The organism is Hydrogenimonas cancrithermarum, from assembly GCF_030296055.1.
In the GTDB taxonomy this organism is placed as follows: domain Bacteria; phylum Campylobacterota; class Campylobacteria; order Campylobacterales; family Hydrogenimonadaceae; genus Hydrogenimonas; species Hydrogenimonas cancrithermarum.
In genome coordinates this window covers 1,224,834-1,242,248 of record NZ_AP027370.1, presented here as the reverse complement: position 1 = coordinate 1,242,248, position 17,415 = coordinate 1,224,834, and the positions used below count along the sequence as shown (strand labels likewise).

At 52.0% G+C, this 17,415-nt stretch carries 17 protein-coding genes; 15 read left to right on the top strand and 2 right to left on the bottom strand.

The features are described 5' to 3' along the window. Position 1: 1 nt before the first annotated feature. Entirely contained in the window at positions 2–667 is a 666-nt protein-coding gene (locus tag QUD54_RS06375; RefSeq protein ID WP_286335995.1) for an MqnA/MqnD/SBP family protein, read from the bottom strand. 53 nt (positions 668–720) lie between these two features. On the opposite strand from QUD54_RS06375, the gene QUD54_RS06370 reads away from it, so the two are divergent. The 3 genes from QUD54_RS06370 to QUD54_RS06360 all read left to right on the top strand — a co-directional run bounded on the left by QUD54_RS06370 (position 721) and on the right by QUD54_RS06360 (position 2,672). Next, positions 721–942, top strand: a complete 222-nt coding sequence (locus QUD54_RS06370; protein WP_286338020.1) for a MoaD/ThiS family protein — start codon at positions 721–723, stop codon at positions 940–942. A gap of 3 nt (positions 943–945) precedes the next feature. After that, a complete protein-coding gene (locus tag QUD54_RS06365; protein WP_286335994.1) occupies positions 946–1,386 on the top strand; it encodes a molybdopterin synthase catalytic subunit in 441 nt (146 codons plus the stop codon). Positions 1,387–1,463: 77 nt separating this feature from the next. Further along, positions 1,464–2,672 carry a molybdopterin molybdotransferase MoeA gene (locus QUD54_RS06360; RefSeq protein ID WP_286335993.1) on the top strand — a complete coding sequence of 403 codons (1,209 nt, stop codon included), beginning with the start codon at positions 1,464–1,466 and terminating at the stop codon, positions 2,670–2,672. Between the two features lie 142 nt (positions 2,673–2,814). Here the strand turns inward: QUD54_RS06360 and QUD54_RS06355 are convergent, their stop codons facing one another. Beyond that, positions 2,815–4,134, bottom strand: coding sequence for an MFS transporter (locus tag QUD54_RS06355; RefSeq protein WP_286338019.1), 1,320 nt, complete (start codon positions 4,132–4,134; stop codon positions 2,815–2,817). A 75-nt stretch (positions 4,135–4,209) separates the two neighbouring features. Here QUD54_RS06355 and rdgB point away from each other — a divergent pair, with 75 nt between their 5' ends. From rdgB to QUD54_RS06295, 12 genes are all read left to right on the top strand, one after another. Then, positions 4,210–4,812 carry an RdgB/HAM1 family non-canonical purine NTP pyrophosphatase gene (rdgB, locus tag QUD54_RS06350; protein WP_286335992.1) on the top strand — a complete coding sequence of 201 codons (603 nt, stop codon included), beginning with the start codon at positions 4,210–4,212 and terminating at the stop codon, positions 4,810–4,812. Then, positions 4,805–6,664, top strand: a complete 1,860-nt coding sequence (gene ciaB, locus QUD54_RS06345; RefSeq protein WP_286335991.1) for an invasion protein CiaB — start codon at positions 4,805–4,807, stop codon at positions 6,662–6,664. Before rdgB ends, ciaB begins: the two co-directional genes overlap by 8 nt. Before the next feature lie 99 nt (positions 6,665–6,763). Then, positions 6,764–8,359 carry a hypothetical protein gene (locus tag QUD54_RS06340; protein ID WP_286335990.1) on the top strand — a complete coding sequence of 532 codons (1,596 nt, stop codon included), beginning with the start codon at positions 6,764–6,766 and terminating at the stop codon, positions 8,357–8,359. 71 nt (positions 8,360–8,430) lie between these two features. Beyond that, positions 8,431–8,985 (top strand): YceI family protein, encoded by a 555-nt coding sequence (locus tag QUD54_RS06335; RefSeq protein WP_286335989.1) that lies wholly within the window; start codon positions 8,431–8,433, stop codon positions 8,983–8,985. 113 nt (positions 8,986–9,098) lie between these two features. Then, positions 9,099–10,211 carry a pyridoxal-phosphate-dependent aminotransferase family protein gene (locus QUD54_RS06330; protein ID WP_286335988.1) on the top strand — a complete coding sequence of 371 codons (1,113 nt, stop codon included), beginning with the start codon at positions 9,099–9,101 and terminating at the stop codon, positions 10,209–10,211. Further along, entirely contained in the window at positions 10,208–11,062 is an 855-nt protein-coding gene (locus QUD54_RS06325; protein WP_286335987.1) for an ATP phosphoribosyltransferase regulatory subunit, read from the top strand. Before QUD54_RS06330 ends, QUD54_RS06325 begins: the two co-directional genes overlap by 4 nt. A gap of 11 nt (positions 11,063–11,073) precedes the next feature. Continuing rightward, positions 11,074–12,324 (top strand): adenylosuccinate synthase, encoded by a 1,251-nt coding sequence (locus tag QUD54_RS06320; protein ID WP_286338018.1) that lies wholly within the window; start codon positions 11,074–11,076, stop codon positions 12,322–12,324. Positions 12,325–12,361: 37 nt separating this feature from the next. Continuing rightward, positions 12,362–12,781 carry a flagellar FliJ family protein gene (locus tag QUD54_RS06315; protein WP_286335986.1) on the top strand — a complete coding sequence of 140 codons (420 nt, stop codon included), beginning with the start codon at positions 12,362–12,364 and terminating at the stop codon, positions 12,779–12,781. Next, on the top strand, positions 12,778–13,290 hold the full coding sequence (locus QUD54_RS06310) for a MotE family protein (protein ID WP_286335985.1): 513 nt from the start codon (positions 12,778–12,780) through the stop codon (positions 13,288–13,290). Before QUD54_RS06315 ends, QUD54_RS06310 begins: the two co-directional genes overlap by 4 nt. A 129-nt stretch (positions 13,291–13,419) precedes the next feature. Further along, a complete protein-coding gene (locus QUD54_RS06305; protein ID WP_286335984.1) occupies positions 13,420–13,971 on the top strand; it encodes a DUF507 family protein in 552 nt (183 codons plus the stop codon). A 1-nt stretch (position 13,972) separates the two neighbouring features. Beyond that, positions 13,973–15,109 (top strand): glutamine-hydrolyzing carbamoyl-phosphate synthase small subunit, encoded by a 1,137-nt coding sequence (gene carA / locus QUD54_RS06300; protein WP_406600558.1) that lies wholly within the window; start codon positions 13,973–13,975, stop codon positions 15,107–15,109. Between the two features lie 133 nt (positions 15,110–15,242). Further along, entirely contained in the window at positions 15,243–17,258 is a 2,016-nt protein-coding gene (locus tag QUD54_RS06295; protein WP_286335983.1) for a TonB-dependent receptor, read from the top strand. Positions 17,259–17,415 lie beyond the last annotated feature (157 nt).

The window sequence follows — 17,415 nt, the reverse complement described above, 5'->3', positions numbered from 1 at the left end:
TTCATCTTTTTCTTCTGCCTCTTCGTTCGTTTCGTAAAAAGCGTTTGAGCGCCCTTTTTTCCCGCCAGCCAAGCCGGTAGTAGATTTTATTCAGATAATTCCGAAGTTCCGCAGCGTTCAATCCGCGGGCCTTCGCCTCTCTCCTCAGGATTCGGTAGGGAATTTTTGGAGGAGAGGTGAAAAAGCGTTGCGTCAGCCGTCTGAGACGCCGGATATGTCTGGAATGGGCGCACAACCTCGCGAAAACAAAAGGGAGGCCAGTCCGCTCTTTCCATGCTTCGGCGAGGTCGATACCTTCGCCCGGATTGGCGAGCCGATATCGCAGTGCCTTGTCCCCTATCATCACCTCTCCCTCGATCCCCAGAAGGCTCGCCAGCGCGTTGGATGTGTCCGAATCCGTGTCTCGGCGGCTTTTTCCCGGCAGAACGAGAACGCTCATCACCTCGCCGTCAGCGACGATACCGAAATCGGTGCATTCTCTTCCTCTGCTTTTGATGCTGGAGATGACGGCCGCATCGACCCGTCTTGCTTCGAATGCACGGTTGATCCGGGAGGGGACCGAACCGCGTTTCTGCCACGCTTTCTTCTCTATACCGTGGCGTAAAGCGCGTTTCAAAAAGAGATGAAAGGGCAGCAGGTTGAGATATTCTATTTTTCCAAAAATCATAGTGCCATTATACCCACTGTGCTATAATCGTTCCAAAAAATTGAGGGAAAATGATGGTCAAAGTGGAATTTTTGGGGCCAATCGGCAAAGCCCCGATCGAAATAGACGCCAAAACACTCGCCGATGTGGCCGAAGTCCTGAAGAGGGACCCCGAGATCGCGAAATGGCTCGAGCAGTCCGCCGTCGCCGTCAACGACACGATGGTCAACACGCTCGATATCGAATTGAAAGAGGGGGATAGAATATCGCTTCTTCCTCCGGTATGCGGCGGGTGAGCGATGGTGTTGATATACAAAGGACCGATCGATGTCGAGGAGTTGCTGAGCCGCTGGTACGATGCGGAGCACGACAAAAACTTCGGTGCGATGGTGAGTTTCGTTGGAACGATCCGTGAAGAAGGGGGTATCGAAGCGCTGAGTTTCGATATTTACCGTCCGGTGCTCGAACAGTGGTTCGGCAGATGGAAAGAGAAACTGGCCAAAGAGGGTGCGTTGCTCGCGATGGCCCATAGCGAAGGCGATGTTCCGGTGCATAAATCTTCCTTCGCCTGCGCCATTTTCAGTCCCAAGCGGCGTGTGGCACTCGAGATGCTCGATGCCTTCGTCGAAGATTTCAAAGCCAACGCTCCGATCTGGAAATATGACGTGATCGACGGCAAACGTATCTATGCCGAAAAACGCTCGACCCCCATGAATGGCAGTGGGCTTTTGCTCAAATGAGCAGCCCCTTTGTGGGTGTCCGATTGCAGATAAATTGCACGTGTTTTACATCCCGAAATTAAAAAGGCAACATTATCATGATAGATTTCGAAGAATCAATGGAGAAGTTGAATAGCCTGATTGTCGAAGCGGTCGGCGTGGAGAAGGTCTATCTGCCGAACGCGCAGGGGCGTGTGCTGGCGGAAAATATCGTCGCGCAGGAGAACTCCCCGGAGTATCCGACTTCGGCGATGGACGGGTATGCGATTATCGGAAGCGACCAATCTCTGGGGCGGCTGGAGATTATCGAAGAGAATCCCGCCGGCAGCGATACGGAAGGATTGCGTGTCGTACCCGGAACGGCCATAAAGACTTTTACGGGTGCACTGATGCCGGAAGGGGCCGATACACTGATTCCCATTGAAAATGTGACGGTCGAAGGGGGTGCCATACGTATCGATGAACCGGTGCCGGAGGGCTTTTCGGTCCGACCGGTCGGTGAGAACTTCAAAAGAGGCGAAGTACTCGTCAAAAAGGGGAGTACGATCGGCTTTGCCGAGGTTGGCGTTATGGCGAGCCTCAACGTCGTGGCCCCTTTGGTGGTACAAAAGCCCAAAGTCGCCATTCTCGCCACGGGCAGTGAAGTACTGGAACTTGGCGAGTGCAGTGACAACCCCGCGCAGATTCGAAGTTCCAACAACTACACACTTGAAGCGCTCGTAAAACAGCACGGCGGGGAGCCGGTGCAAATGGGTAGCGTCCACGATGAGCGTGCCGCCATTACCTTCGCGATGAAAGAGGCACTTCGAAGTGCCGACATCGTCGTCACCACCGGCGGTGTGAGCGTAGGCGACTACGATTTCGTCAAGGATGTCATACGCGACGAGCTTGGGTGCGATGTCGCTTTCAAGGGGGTGCTGATCAAACCGGGGCAGCATATTATGGTGGCGAAAAGAGGTAATAAATTCATCGTGGCACTCCCCGGCTTCGCCTACTCCTCCACCGTCACTTTTATCCTCTATGTCCTGCCGATTCTCTATCGTTTGCAGGGGCGAGAATACACGATACCGGTCGTGACGGCCCGCATTCTCGACGGTTACAGAAAGAAGACGAAGAACAAAACGGAGTTCGCAGCGTGCAATTTGTGGCTCGAAGATGGCGAGTATCTGTGCGACTTCGAAGGAAAACGCAGCGGCAGCAGTGCCATCATGACCAATATGCTGGGAGACGTGGGGTTATTGTGGCTGAATGCCGATGAGGGTGACAAAGAGGCGGGTGACCGTGTGCGGGTGGTTTCGCTGAAGTGAGAAGTGAGAAGTGAGAAGTGAGAAGTGAGAAGTAGGCGAGCGTAGCTCGCCGAGCTCCGGTCAAGTTAAATTCTCAACCCTCAACGCTCAATACTCAATCCTCAACACCCAATACTGACGGTGGGCAAAGCCCACCCATTTCTCACTTCTTCAAAAACGTTTCGATCACTTCCGCACTGACAATCTCGTTGTCGAATTTGACGACGATGATCTGCTCGGTTTCGTTGAGGTAGAAATCGGTCACGCCGTTGATCAGTTTCAACCCGTCTACTTTCTCTTTATCATATTCCACATACGGTAAAAAGAGGTTGTCGCGCACGCCGGGGCTTCGCATCGTGAAGATCCAGAGCGCCCAGAAAATGGTGAGGAACAGGACGAATATCGAAACACCGCTTGCGCCGAATTTTTGGTAGAGCCAGCCGCCGATCGCACCGCCGAGGAAGATCCCGACATAGGCGAAGGTGTTGGCCACACCCAGTGCCGCACCCTTTTGATGGACTTTTGCGAACTTGCTGACGAAACTCTGCAGCAGCGGCTCGAACATGTTGAATCCGATGAAGAAGAAGGTGGCACCCACGCCGAACCAGACGACCGAACTGCTCCATCCCATCAGAGCGAAGGCGGCGGCGATGAATGCGATGGAGACCAGAAAGACCTCTTTGCCTTTGCCATATTTTTCGCCGAATACCGCCGCCGGCCCCATGGCGATGATGCCGAAGAAGACGGCCGGCAGGTAGATTTTCCAGTAGCTCTCCGGTTCCAGGCCGAACTTCTGCTTCATCACCAGTGGAATCAGGAAAAAGGCGATCGCCATCGTCGAACTGTGAAAGAGGAATGTGATATACATACGTACAAGGTCTTTGTCTTTGAAGACATGCTTGATCTTCGCCTCCTCTTCGGAGTAGCTGTGAATGATCTTTGGGGGTTCCGGAACGGCTGTGAAGAGAATCGCAAGGGCCAGAATCGCGAGAATCGCCGTGAGCCAGAAGAGGGCGCTGACGGAGTAGAACCCGCCGATGATCGGTCCGATGATCATCGCTGCGGCGAAGCTCATCGCGATCGTCATTCCCATGACAGCCATCGCATGGGCGCGCTGGTCTTCACGGACATGGTCGGCGATCATCGCCGTGACGACCGAACCGATCGCACCGGCTCCTTGGAGGAACCGCCCGAGCAGAAGTATGTAGATGTTGTCGGCGACGGCACAGATGACCGATCCCGCCGCGAAGATGAGCAGACCGATGAGCAGCGTCTTTTTACGCCCGATCTTGTCACTCAGCACGCCGAACGGAACCTGCAGTACCGCCTGGGTGAGGGCGTATCCGCCGACGGCGACACCGGCGAGAAACGCCGTACCGCCCGGAAGCTCCACCGCATACTGCGATAGTACCGACAATACGATGAAGAGACCGAAAAATCTCAGCGCGACGATGAGACTTAAAGGGAGTACCTTCTTGAAAATCTCTTTCACTTTGTTTTCCTTATGGTAGAATTTTGCAAAAATTATACTCCTATCATTAAAAAAGGATTGAAAAGAATGCAAATTATACTCGCCACTTCAAACAAGGGTAAAGTAAGAGAGATTCAGTCGCTCTTCGAAAAGGACGAAGTGGTCCCCTTCAGCGAACTTCTCGGACCGATGGAGATCGAGGAGAACGGTTCGACCTTCGCCGAAAACGCATTGATCAAAGCCAGGACGATCTTCGAAAAGCTCGGACGAGACGACGCGATCGTCATCAGTGATGACAGCGGGATTACCGTACCGGCCGTGAACGGTGAACCTGGTATCTACAGTGCACGATATGCAGGTGCAGGTGCCAGCGACAAGGATAACCTGAGCAAACTGGTCGATGAATTGAAAAAGAGAGGCATGAAGGAGGCACCGGCCTTCTATACGGCAGCCATTGCCATCGTCGCGCCAAATGCCGAATATGTGGTGCACGGTTGGATGCACGGAAAGGCGATCGACACGCCGCGGGGCGAAGGGGGGTTCGGTTACGATCCGATATTCGTTCCCGAAGGGTTCGACGAAACGATCGGGGAGCTCGATCCGGCGATCAAGAAAGAGCTTTCGCACCGCAGTAAGGCATTGAAACTGGCGAAACCGATTATTGAAATGCTCAGGAGTCAGCATGCGTGAAACTTACTACGAGGTCTTTATGGAGGATCTTCAAACACTCTATAACGAAATCCTGCGGCGGCAAAAAGAGCTGGGAAGCTACTACGATCTGCTCGGGAGCGGCCATGCCGAGGCGGAGGCATGGATCGGTGATTTCCTGAGACGCCTCGAGTTGCCCGAGACGCCGGAGACCCGGATGGCGGCGCTGACGCGATTGATCGGCCTGCGTGACGATGCACTGGCCCAGGTGCTGGAAAAAGAGGGGCGCGAGGAAAAGGCGATCATCGAAGCGAAAGAGAGTGCCTACAAGATGGTGGCCGACTTCTACCTGAAACGTCATCTGGAGCTGCTCGACTGGATCGAGGATGAAGCGCTGTTGACACCGTTTTATCGCGAAATTTTGAAAGAGGCGCACCGGGTGGGTGAAGCGATGAGCACATGGCAGAGCGCCTGGACGGCACATATTATCCACGGTGTCAACCGTGAACTCTTCGAGCTCTTCAATGGGGATGAAGAGAAGATTTACGAGATGCTGGAGTCCGAAGATCTGCTCGATCTTCGTGAAGAGGGGTGTGTGGGCGACCGCTGCTATTCGGTACTCAAGAAGACGCGCAAAGGATTTAAAAGCGTCCCTTACGCGAAAGCCTTTCGGATGGAGGTGCAGGAGGTTGTGAACAAGTTGACCAATATGCGCGGCGTATTGGCGACGATGGAGGATGAGGTCTTCGGCCAGCAGGCCGAGTGGCTCGCCTATATCGATGCGCTTATCGACGCTTTTTCCCATACCGAAACCGAAGGGCTGATCAAAAAGTGGGCCGAAGTAGACCGAAAATGGATGGCGATCACGGCACCGATCCAGATCGGCCATCCTCTCGAGTATTATGAAGATCACTACCGCAAGGCAGTGGCATTGGAATGGGACGTCCGGCTGGCATCGCCGAAACTGATGCAGGAGACGAAGATCCCCGCCCGGATCCTCGAGATGAGCGAAGCGCTGGCCCACGAATTTGGCGAAGAGGCAAGAGAGGTTAATGAAAACTGTGCAAGGCAGGTGGAGCGTACGCAGCTCTACATCGGCATTCCGGCACTCTTTTACGGAGCGGAGTTCCAGGGGCTCTTCTCGGCGCAGGTGGTCCCCAACGACACGGAGGTGAGCCGTGAACTCGGCAAAAAGATATTCGCGTTCGCCGACAACGTGCTCGAATCCAAAAAGGCGCGTCCGGTGATGCGCATTGCGCGCGAAACCTTCGGTGATGATTTTGTTCTGCATCAGCGTACCGTGATGCTTGAAAAACCGGAACTTTGGCACAAAGTTTACGAGATCACGACGATTGGCCACGAGTACGGCCACGTACTCTGGGTCGACGACGATACCGAAACGAAGATGAACGGCAGCGGGAACTATAAAAACGTCGAAGAGTTCAAGGCGACGACAGGCGGGCTGATGGCATTTTTCATGCACGAAGACGAAACGCTTCAAGAGGAGATCCTGCGCGATACGGTGGCCCGTGCGGTAAGCCTGATGAGCTGGCGCAAGACGGGCGAGGTGGAGCCCTATTATGTCGAAGGGTTGCTGCATCTCGACATTCTCTTCGAAGCGGGAGTACTGGGGTTCGACGGCGAAAAACTCTCGATCGATCTGAGTGACGGAGCCTATCGCAGGCAAAAAGCGCTCTATCGGGCACGCTATATCCGTCTCGTGCACGGGTTCTACCTTCCCAAACGTGATGCAGGTGGATTCCTGGCGAGTTATGTCGAGAAAAAAGATGGTGTTTGGCTGCCCAAAAATGAAACGGTCCGTACCTTTGTCGACCACTACTGGAACCGCTATCTGGAAATTGGGCAGGAGACGATGCCATTCGAGGAAGCATAGCAGCAATAAAAGTTTTTTTTAGTTCATGGCTGATACACTTCTGAAATTCCAATCCCGACACTCCTCTGGGCTGTCGTCGTGGTTCGAAAAGGAAGAAGTGTGACGTTCGATGAAAAAGTAAAATTCCTTATGGAGACCATCCCCTCCGAAAAAGAGGTGGACGAGATAAAACGGCGCTATCTTCTGAGCGGTGTAGAGGCGTATCTGCTTCTCGATGCTTCCAGAACACTCCAAAACTCCACACCCGATGAAAATCTCATCGCATGGGCACATGCGATTTTGCGGATTCATTTGGATGGAGAAAAAGCGGATGCGGAAGAAGGTATTCCTCTGCAGACGAAAATGGAGCGGATTATCGCCCTATTTTCCAATACGGAAGATCTGCAGCGCGTCTTGAAGCATGAATCGTGGGGTGCCAGCGAGAAGCGTGCATTGGGGCTGGTATCGCATTTCGTCGCCAACGACATTCCCCTGATGTCCAACGTCAAGATTGTCGAGAAGGTATATGATTTGCTGCTAAACGCCTATCTCCCTTCCGACATCGCTTCGAAATATTTCGGCAAAAAGAGTCTGGCGACCGAACGGGACTATCTGCTTGAAAAGTACCTGGCCTATCGCAAAAAGAGCGAATCGCCGCAAGCACCGATTCCGCCGAAAAACCCGACCAGTGAGGATTCCTTGAAGCGGTATGCCTACATCCTCGGTGCGGCGGTCACGGTGGCCTTCATCTTCATGAGCGGTTTTTTGACAGCCAAATGGCTCTATGAAAACAAGCAGGCCCCTGCGGAAATTTCTGTAGCGAAGGCATCCCCGGCGGCCGCTGCGGCTTCCCTGCCCGAGGAGAACCGAACTTCGAAAATCGGCACCTCTTCCGCGCAACACGCCGCTTTGCAAAGGAGCTATGAACTCAACCGTGTACTTCTGCAGAAAAATCTGGAGCGTTTCGGTCTGAACGAGAAAGTCGACTTCGCATCACGAATCGTCGCGCAGACGGCAGCTTCTTTCGATCTGCCGGAGGTATCCAGGAAAAGAAGAGGATCGCTTCGTGATGAGGATAGCGGAATCTTTCGTGCTCCGACACAGCTGCCGGGCCCCATGCGGGTTTCGCTGGAAGCGCTTGGCTCGCTTCACGGCCTGAAGCTTCCTCTGCGGATCCGCGATCGAAACGAGACGGAGATTCTGCCGCTTCCGGAAGGATTCAGAATGGAAGCGAAGGAGTCTCTTTCGTCGAGGATTCTCTACCTGAGCGACGGAAAGAGCTACTATCCCGTCGAACTCTATTCGTTTGTCGGCGAACCGCTGATTATGGAGTATCGTTTGATCAACTACAAACCCGGCCATTTTATACCGGTCCCTTCCAACATCTGGCACTTCTCCGACATCGGAGAGATGCGCATGCACAAGCATTTCATCTATCTGAAAAACAGGCTCAGCCCCGCCAAGATCATTACGACCCACTTTCTTCCCGGAGGCGGAACGGTGGAGCTCGTTTCTCTCGGAAAAATCGACAGAGACAAAACCCGAAGGGAGCTTTTGCTCGAACGGACGGACTATCTTCCCTCCGGAAAACTTTTGTACCGGGAAGGTTACGACATAGAACGCGTCGACGGCAGGTGGCGCAGCAGGCTTGTCCGGCAGGTTTGGTATGAAGAGGGGAGAAAGATCCGCGCCAAAGGAGTCGATGCGCGGAAATAGTTTTTTTGTTTAAAGGTGCATCCATCCAAATCGTAGTACCATGCAATATCTCGATCGATAAAACAAGGAAGATGATGAAATATTTTGTGATGGGAATCGTTATGGCGGTGGGACTTTTCGCAGGTGAATGTACCTACAGTGTCAAAGATATCGACGTCGAGTGGAAAGCCTACAAAACACCGCTCAAAATCGGAGTCGGCGGAACGTTCGACGCGATCAAACTGAACGCGATGCCGGACAAGACGGAAAAAGGGCTGCTCGAGGGTGCGAGAGTGGTGATCGATACGCGGAGTGTCGATTCCAAAAACAAGGGGCGTGATGCCAAGCTGGTGAAGTTTTTCTTCCATATACAGGGTGTCGAGACGATTACGGCCGAAATCAAGAGCATCGAAAAAGATGTGGCGAATGTCGAAGTCACGATGAACGGTATCACGAAGATCGTTCCGATGAAAGTCGAATTCGACGAAGATGAAGTCCAGGCGGAAGGGTACCTCGATCTGGGCGATTTCGATATGCTGCCATCGCTGGAAAGCATCAACAAAGCCTGTTACGACCTTCACAAAGGAAAAACTTGGCAGGATGTGAAGATCGCGTTCGATATCAAGACGAAGAGACGCTGTCAATAGTTTTTTATGCTTTGTCGGGCCGCTGCCGTTTCTGCGGCCCTCTTTACCGGTCACGCTCCTTTCAGTAGACATTTGCTATAATCACCCAAAATTTCTGTTTTAAAGGTAGGCGTATGCTGCTTTTTACTCCCGGCCCGACGCCGGTTCCCGAAGCTGTCCGCATGGCGATGGCAGGCCCCACGATTCACCATAGAACTCCCGAATTCGAAGCGATCTTCAAAGAGGCACGAACACGGCTGATGCGCCTTTTCGGCATGGACGAGTGTGTCATGCTTGCATCGAGCGGTACGGGTGCGATGGAAGCGTGTGTGTCGAATCTATGCACAAAAAAAGCGCTGACGGTCAATGCCGGAAAGTTCGGTGAGCGTTTCGGAAAGATCGTCCAGGCGTTCGGCCTGGAGCATGTGGAGCTCAAATATGCCTGGGATACTCCAGCGAATGTAGAGGATGTCAAGGCGGCCCTGGCGGACGATCCCGCTATCGACGCCTTCTGTATCCAGGTGAGCGAGAGTGCGGGGGGTCTGCGCCACCCGGTCGAAGAGATTGCAGCGGCGATCAAAGCGATCAACCCTGAGATCATGGTGATCGCCGATGGTATCACAGCCGTAGGTGTAGAGCCGATCGATACGACGTGCATCGACGCGCTGATCGCCGGAAGCCAGAAAGCGCTGATGCTGCCGCCGGGGATGGCGATGATCGGCCTCAGCGACGCGGCGGTCAAAAAGATCGGCGAAGGGAGCGGCTACTACTTCAACCTCGCATCCGAAATCAAGAAGCAGCGCCAGAACACTACTGCCTACACGGCACCGACAACGTTGATCATCGGGCTGAACAAGATGCTCGAGCTCATCGAGGCGGAAGGGTACGACGCATTCTACCGTGATACGAAGGCACGTGCGCTGGCGACACGTGCGGCATTGGAGGCGATCGGATGCCAGCTCTACCCCAAGGCACCGGCGCTCTCCATGAGTGCGGTCTACGACGAGGAGGCCAATGCCGTTCGCTCCATTCTCAAAACGGAGTTCGGCGTCAATATCGCGGGTGGTCAGGATCACCTCAAGGGCAAGCTCTTCCGTATCAATCAGATGGGGCTGATCCCGGTCTACGAGAGTGCCTGGGTTGTCAACGCGATCGAGTGGGCCTATGACAAACTCGACCGCCGTCCCTACGACGGCCTGGCTTCGAAAGTCTTCAACGAAGTCTACTACGCAAACGAGACGCTATGATTTTCGAACACGAAATCCCGGCGGGCAGCCGCCTCTATTTTGGCGAGAGCGCCAGGGCCAAGCGCGAGATCGAACGGATCGCCAGCGACCTACTGCAAAGAGAGGGGTTCGAGGAGATCGCGACGCCTCTTTTCTCGTACCACCAGCACCAGAGTATCCGAGACCGCCACGAGCTGATCCGCCTCGGCGACCCGCAAAACCGCGAAGTGACGCTGCGTGCAGACAGCACGATCGACGTTGTGCGGCTGGTCACGAAGCGTCTGGGGCGTTCGACCGGGCAGAAGAAGTGGTTCTACATCCAGCCCGTCTTTCGCTACCCGACTCGCGAGATCAATCAGGTAGGGGCCGAGTGGCTCGATGGGAAGCTGGCGGACGTACTCGATGTGACGATGTCGCTCTTCGACGCACTGGACGTCAAGCCGGTACTGCAGATCTCGAACATCCAGATTCCAGTGCTTATCTCGTTTGAATTTGGCATTCCTCTCGAGTGGTTCGCATCGATGCAGATCGAAAAGCTGCTTGGAACCGAGTACGCGTGGTTGGGGGAGCTGGCACGCGTGCAACACATGGAGCAGCTCGATGCCGTGATGGAACATGTTCCGCAGATTCTCCGGCCGGAACTCGAAAAGATGAAAGAACTGACGGAGGCGTGCCAATGTGAGCAGTGTGTGCTGTCACCACTCTATTATGCGAAGATGCGTTACTATGACGGACTCTTTTTCCAATGCTTTAAAAACAATACGCCGCTGGCTTCCGGCGGGCACTTTATAAACGATGACATCTCCGCAGCCGGATTTGCGCTCTATACCGATGCGCTGATCGAGGCGCGGCTCAAAGGGAATGTAAAATGAACCAGGCAGATTTGCAAAAAGCTGATTTGATAGTCGGACTCCAGTGGGGTGATGAAGGAAAAGGCAAGATCGTCGATATGCTGGCCCAGAAGTATGAGGTGGTGGCACGCTTCGCGGGCGGCCACAACGCCGGCCACACGATCGTCACCGACGGCAAAAAGTATGCGCTTCACCTGATCCCTTCGGGCATTCTCAATCCCGAGGCGGTCAACATCATCGGAAATGGTGTCGTTGTCTGCCCGACCAATTTGATGAAGGAGATGTCGCAGTTCGACAACCTCGAAGGGCGTCTATGGCTCAGCGACAAAGCGCACCTGATTCTGCCCTACCATCAATTGATCGATCAGGCGAAAGAGCGGATGCGAGGCGACAAGGCGATCGGTACCACCGGACGTGGCATCGGGCCTGCCTACGCCGACAAGATTTCACGATCCGGCCACCGTGTCGGGGAGTTAAAAGATATCGATACGCTCTTTGAAAAGATCGTCGACTATCTGAAGCAGAACAAGCCTGTTTTCGATGCGATGGGGGTCGAGATTCCGACAGAATCTTCACTGAAAGAAGATTTGAAGTGTTACCGTGACGGCTTGATGCCCTACATCGCCGATACGACGCAGATGATCTGGAAATATCTCGATGCGGGCAAAAAGATACTGCTGGAAGGGGCACAGGGGACGATGCTCGATATCGACCATGGCACCTATCCCTACGTTACAAGTTCCAATACCGTTGCCGGTGGTGCATGCACAGGCATGGGGCTTTCGCCAAAAACGATCGGCAAAGTTACCGGCATAGCCAAAGCCTATTGCACACGCGTCGGCAACGGTCCTTTCCCGAGTGAAGAGTTCGGTCCGGAAGGTGAGCGGCTGCGTCAGCAGGGGCATGAGTTCGGGACGACGACCGGTAGACCGAGGCGTTGCGGCTGGTTCGACGCGGTCGCGATCCGCCACGCTTGTGCACTCAATGGATGCGATCAGATTTCATTGATGAAGCTTGACGTTTTAGACGGGTTCGACGAGATAAAAATATGTACCGGCTACGAGTTCGAAGGGGAGGTGATCGACTATGTCCCTTACGATCTGGAGCGTGTCAAGCCGATCTATGAAACCTTCCCGGGATGGGAAAAGGTCGAAGGGATCAGCGAGTACGATGCGCTTCCGGATTCGGCCAAAGCCTACATTGAGACGATCGAGCGGGTCAGCGGCGTGAAAGTTGGTATCATATCGACCAGCCCGGATCGTAACGATACGATCGTAAGATAAGGGTAAGGCCTCTCTCGTGTCGAAAAATTACCGTGCGTTGACAAAACTGAGAAGACAGCAGTTCGAACGTGCGGAACAGGAAATGGCGGCAGCCGGGAGAGCGCTTATCCGGCTGTTGGACGAAAAGGAGGCACTGCGTTCCGACGAACGAGCGATCGAACCGCCAGCTTCGGGGACCGGTAGGCAGCTCGCTGCTCTACTCGATCAAAAACGTGCGATCAAGTCTGCGCTCGAGGCGCTCGAGTATCGGATCGATGCGGCAAGGCGCTTCAAAGAGGAGAAGAGAAAGTTGTTGAAAGCGGCACATATCGCTTACGAACAGGCCAAGAGTATCGAATCGCAAGCGATACAAAAGATGATGGCGAAGCGGAAGCGCGACGAAGCGGGGCGGCTTGACGAAATTGCATCGCAGCGGTTTTGGCGTGACCGGGATATGGGAAAGAAGGAGCGGAAATGAAGAGCTTCTTTTTTATGCTGCTGCCGATGATACTCTTCGCCCAGACCTCTCAACTTCTGGAGTGCAACAAAATATTTGAAGAGCGCAAACAGGAGCTCGAGCTCAAACTCGAAGAGATCGATGAAGCGCGTCAGGCGTATGAAGCACTCAAAGATGCGACGGAATCGATGTTCAAACGCAAAGAGCAGATGCTGAGGCAAAAGGAGCGTGAGCTCAATGCGACACGTGAAAAACTCGAAGCCGAGCGCAAAGCGATCGAAGAGCTCATTGCGCAAAACGAAGCGTTGCTCAAAGCGATCAAAGAGGCCAAAGCGGGCAAAGTTTCCCAGACCTATGCAAAGATGAAAGCCTCCGCCGCGGCACAGATTCTCGAACAGATGGAACCGAAAGAGGCAGCTCGCATTCTCGCTACTCTCAAGCCGAAAACGGTCGGCCAGATTCTTTCGAAAATGAATCCGCAAAAGGCTTCAAAGATCACGCTGCTGCTTGAAGGCGATATGAAAAAGTAGAAAATGGAGCGTTTTTCGGCCTTTTCCATGACTCACTATCAAACTTTCATCAATCTCTTACATATCTTTCGATAAACTATCAAAAAATTATGCCCGTATCTTTAGAAGCGGGCAGGACAAAGGCGCGTTATGAAGTTGAATTTAGCCCATGCTCCCTATATAGCCAACAAAATCGGGATCGATCTGGCGAACGCACCTTTTGTGGAGATCAAGCGGGGACTTGAACCGGTGATCGAAAAAGCCAAAGAGGTGATCGAAGCGGATATCAAGAACGAGCGCGCACTCGAAGAGCGTGTCAACGAGTTGCTGGAAGAGAAAGAGGACGAGATCGAGTTCATGCGGGCCGATGTACGCCAGCTTTTCTGGATGATCAAAAAGAAGCTGGCTCCGGAATATGGTGTCATCCTCAATAATGAAGAACGCTACAGCGACCTTTCGCACAAGATTCTGAACGAGCTCTGGGAAGAGGATCTCATCGACTATACGGTGAGTGAAAATCAGGTGCGCGGGGTGATCTTCAAAGCGATAGAAGATTATATGAAATCGTTCGAGCAGATCGAAGATGCGGTACTCGAGAAAATGTCGCACTACAAGCGCGAGCTGCATCCGGGTACCGAAGAGTACGATCTTATTTTCGAGCGCCTCTACGAAGAGGAGCTTCGCAAACGGGGGATGATGTAATATGACTTTGCAACCAATCTATATCTATCTGGAAAACGGAACTTTTTTGGAAGCGAAGAGCTTCGGTGCCGAAGGAACGCGCGTCGGTGAGATCGTTTTCAACACTTCGATGACGGGGTATCAGGAGATCGTAACCGATCCAAGCTATGCCGGACAGTTCGTTACCTTCACGATGCCCGAGATCGGAAACGTCGGCTGCAACGCGGAAGACATGGAGTCGAAAGCGGCGTGGTGCAAAGGGATTATCGTCCGGCAATACCAGGAGGAGCCTTCCAATTTCAGGAGCGAAGAGCCGCTGCATGAACTTCTGAATCGTTTCGGAATCCTCGGTATTTGCGATATCGATACGCGGTTTCTGACCAAAATGCTTCGGGAAGAGGGTGCGATGATGATGATCGCATCGACCGAGGTATGCGAAAAAGAGGAGCTTGCACGAATGCTTTCCGATGCGCCGCATATCAGTGAGGTCAACTATATCGAAGCTGTCAGCACAAAAGAGCCCTACCTCCACAAAACCGGCCAGTACGATGCCTCGCGTTACCGTTACAACGAAGCTCCCGAACCGAAAGCGAAAATCGTCGCGCTCGATTTCGGAGTCAAGCGGAATATCCTCAACGAGCTCACACAGGCCGGTATGGCCGTCGAAGTGGTACCCAACACGGTCGATGCCGATGAACTGATCGCGCGCTACGAAAGCGGCGATATCGACGGCCTTTTTCTCTCCAACGGTCCCGGAGACCCACTGATCCTCAAAGAGGAGCAGGTGAAAATCCGAAAACTTATCGAGGCGAAAGTGCCGATGTTCGGTATCTGTCTCGGGCATCAGCTTCTCTCCATCGCGCACGGGTACGATACCTTCAAGCTGAAGTTCGGCCACCACGGTGGAAACCATCCGGTCAAAAATGTCGAGACGGGTGTTGTCGAGATTACCGCACAGAACCATAACTACAACGTTCCCGATTCCATCACCGAAATCGCCGACGTGACCCATACCAATCTCTTCGACGGGACGATCGAAGGGGTTCGGTACAAAGAGAGCCCGATCATCTCGGTACAACACCATCCCGAAGCGTCACCCGGGCCACATGAGAGCCGATACGTTTTCGGCGAATTCCTTCAAATGATCGAGCGGAGATAGCACTCCGCTTCCATCGCTTCTTGTAGTTAACATTAACTTAACAACACTGTTTTATAATTTCCTTTCAGAACCGCTTCATAAAACTCCACTTCTACTCCCTTTATTGAAGCGGTACTTTATCTGAAGGAACCGAATGATGAAAAAAGTCTTGAGCATCGGTGCTATTTCGTTGGCGGCGTCACTCTCTTTGTATGCCGAAGATGTGGCACTGGAAACAATCGAAGTCGAAGAGACGGTCGATATGACGATCGTCAAAGATGTCGCCGGTGAAGAGGTTCGTTCCGCCGATCTGGCAGATTCACTTTACAAATTGGATCCAGACATTCAGTTGATCCGGCGGAGCGGTATCGCCAACGATATTATCATACGCGGTATGCGCAAAGACGATATCAATGTATTGATCGATGGCGGAAAAATTTATGGGGGCTGCCCCAACCGCATGGACCCTCCTCTTTCCCATGTCCTCGCCAACAACGTGAAAGAGATCGTTGTCAAAGAGGGACCTTACGATGTGGAGAATTTCGGAACGCTCAGCGGGCTCGTCGAGGTCGAGACGCTTGAACCGGAGCAGGGGTTCCACGGTGAAGGAAACTTGAATATCGGAAGCTGGGGATATAGAAAGATCGGAGTTCAGGCAAGTGGAGGAAACGAGAAGTTCCGTGTATTTGTCGGAGCCTCCACGGAAAGCAGTGGCCAATATGAAGATGGAGATGGCCTTACACTTGCCGAACAGGTCGATGCCTATATCGCGGACAATCCGGACCAGGGTGGAAGAAAATATTCTACACCTTATCACGATATGGATGCGTATAATAAAAAAACGGCGATGCTGAAATTATTTGCAAACATTACAGATAATCAGGAATTGAAACTTAGCTATACGGCAAATCGTAGTGAAGATGTTTTGTATCCCAACTCCCCGATGGATGCGCTTAAAGATGATTCCAACCTTTTCAATGCAAAATACGTTGTCAAGAATCTTGGATATTTTTCAAAAGAGCTCGATTTCGAATTTTACAACTCATGGGTCTACCATCCGATGGGTACATATTACAGAGTTTCTGCCGTTATGACGAATACGGTATTTGAGAATGTGATGAACTCCCGTATCTATGGTGGTAAAATCAAAAACAAAATGGATCTTGCGGAAGGTATACTGACTTATGGTATCGATGCCAGTAAAAGAAAATGGGATGGGCGCTATGTCAAAAACGGTATTCCCACTCCTATTTACAGTATCAATTATGCCGAAACCAAAAACGGTGCGCTTTTTGCGGAGTATGACAAACGTTTCGGAAGCATGGATTTTCAAATGGGGTTGAGATATGACGACACTTCTGTAAGCAACGAAGACCCTACGGCCGCTTCGAACGACTATACTGCCGTAAATGCTTTTGTTTTTGGAACCTATTCTATGGATGAAAGTACGAAAATTTTCGCAGGAATCGGAAAATCTTCCCGTGTTCCCGATGGCAAAGAACTCTATTTTCAGGATAAAACCGGCGTTTATATAGGAACACCGGATCTCGATCAGACAACCAACTATCAAGTGGATATAGGAATCGAAAAAGATCTGTTCGATTCGGCGCATTTACGGCTTAAAGGTTTTTATAGCAAATTAGATAACTTTATTGCTTTCAATAAAGAGAAGACAACGAATAAATATGAAAATGTTGATGCTACATTATATGGTGTCTCTTTTGACGGTACATATTTGATTACAGAACAGCTTTACACCGATTTCGGTGTTGCGTATCAACGCGGTGAGAAAGAGAATCCTCTGGAAGGGCAAAGCGGAATGAATATGCCGAATATTTTGCCATTGAAGGCGAATATCGCCTTGGGTTATGATTATGACGATTCATTGACGATGAGGCTGAGTATGATCGCTGCGAGTCGATGGAAAGATGTCGATTACGAAAATGGAGAACAGGAGCTTCCAGGGTATGCGGTTTTCAATTTTAAATTAAGAAAAGACGTAAGCCGACATTTCGAGATTACGGCTGGTATCGACAATATACTGGATCACACATATGCAATCACAAACACTTATGCCGACATGATCCTGGTTACGGGCACGAATGATGAGCCAATGCTTTTGAACGAACCGGGCCGCTACTACTACTGCAATCTAACTTATCAATTTTAATACCTCTTGTCAGGGCACTCCCCTGACGGAAAAATACCACATTAATAAAATCTGCCTTAATAAAAAAGTTAATTCAAGGTTAACAGATTTTAAGCCTATCTTCATAAAAATGTCACTATGATGTCACTGTAATATTCTCTTGAGTTCTGTCAAGACA

What these genes read in the sequence shown, in the direction of transcription:
- QUD54_RS06375 (WP_286335995.1), bottom strand. Translation starts at nt 667, where the DNA reads ATGATTTTTGGAAAAATAGAATATCTCAACCTGCTGCCCTTTCATCTC.
- QUD54_RS06370 (WP_286338020.1), top strand. Translation starts at nt 721, where the DNA reads ATGGTCAAAGTGGAATTTTTGGGGCCAATCGGCAAAGCCCCGATCGAA.
- QUD54_RS06365 (WP_286335994.1), top strand. Translation starts at nt 946, where the DNA reads ATGGTGTTGATATACAAAGGACCGATCGATGTCGAGGAGTTGCTGAGC.
- QUD54_RS06360 (WP_286335993.1), top strand. Translation starts at nt 1,464, where the DNA reads ATGATAGATTTCGAAGAATCAATGGAGAAGTTGAATAGCCTGATTGTC.
- rdgB (WP_286335992.1), top strand. Translation starts at nt 4,210, where the DNA reads ATGCAAATTATACTCGCCACTTCAAACAAGGGTAAAGTAAGAGAGATT.
- ciaB (WP_286335991.1), top strand. Translation starts at nt 4,805, where the DNA reads ATGCGTGAAACTTACTACGAGGTCTTTATGGAGGATCTTCAAACACTC.
- QUD54_RS06335 (WP_286335989.1), top strand. Translation starts at nt 8,431, where the DNA reads ATGATGAAATATTTTGTGATGGGAATCGTTATGGCGGTGGGACTTTTC.
- QUD54_RS06330 (WP_286335988.1), top strand. Translation starts at nt 9,099, where the DNA reads ATGCTGCTTTTTACTCCCGGCCCGACGCCGGTTCCCGAAGCTGTCCGC.
- QUD54_RS06325 (WP_286335987.1), top strand. Translation starts at nt 10,208, where the DNA reads ATGATTTTCGAACACGAAATCCCGGCGGGCAGCCGCCTCTATTTTGGC.
- QUD54_RS06310 (WP_286335985.1), top strand. Translation starts at nt 12,778, where the DNA reads ATGAAGAGCTTCTTTTTTATGCTGCTGCCGATGATACTCTTCGCCCAG.
- QUD54_RS06305 (WP_286335984.1), top strand. Translation starts at nt 13,420, where the DNA reads ATGAAGTTGAATTTAGCCCATGCTCCCTATATAGCCAACAAAATCGGG.
- carA (WP_406600558.1), top strand. Translation starts at nt 13,973, where the DNA reads ATGACTTTGCAACCAATCTATATCTATCTGGAAAACGGAACTTTTTTG.
- QUD54_RS06295 (WP_286335983.1), top strand. Translation starts at nt 15,243, where the DNA reads ATGATGAAAAAAGTCTTGAGCATCGGTGCTATTTCGTTGGCGGCGTCA.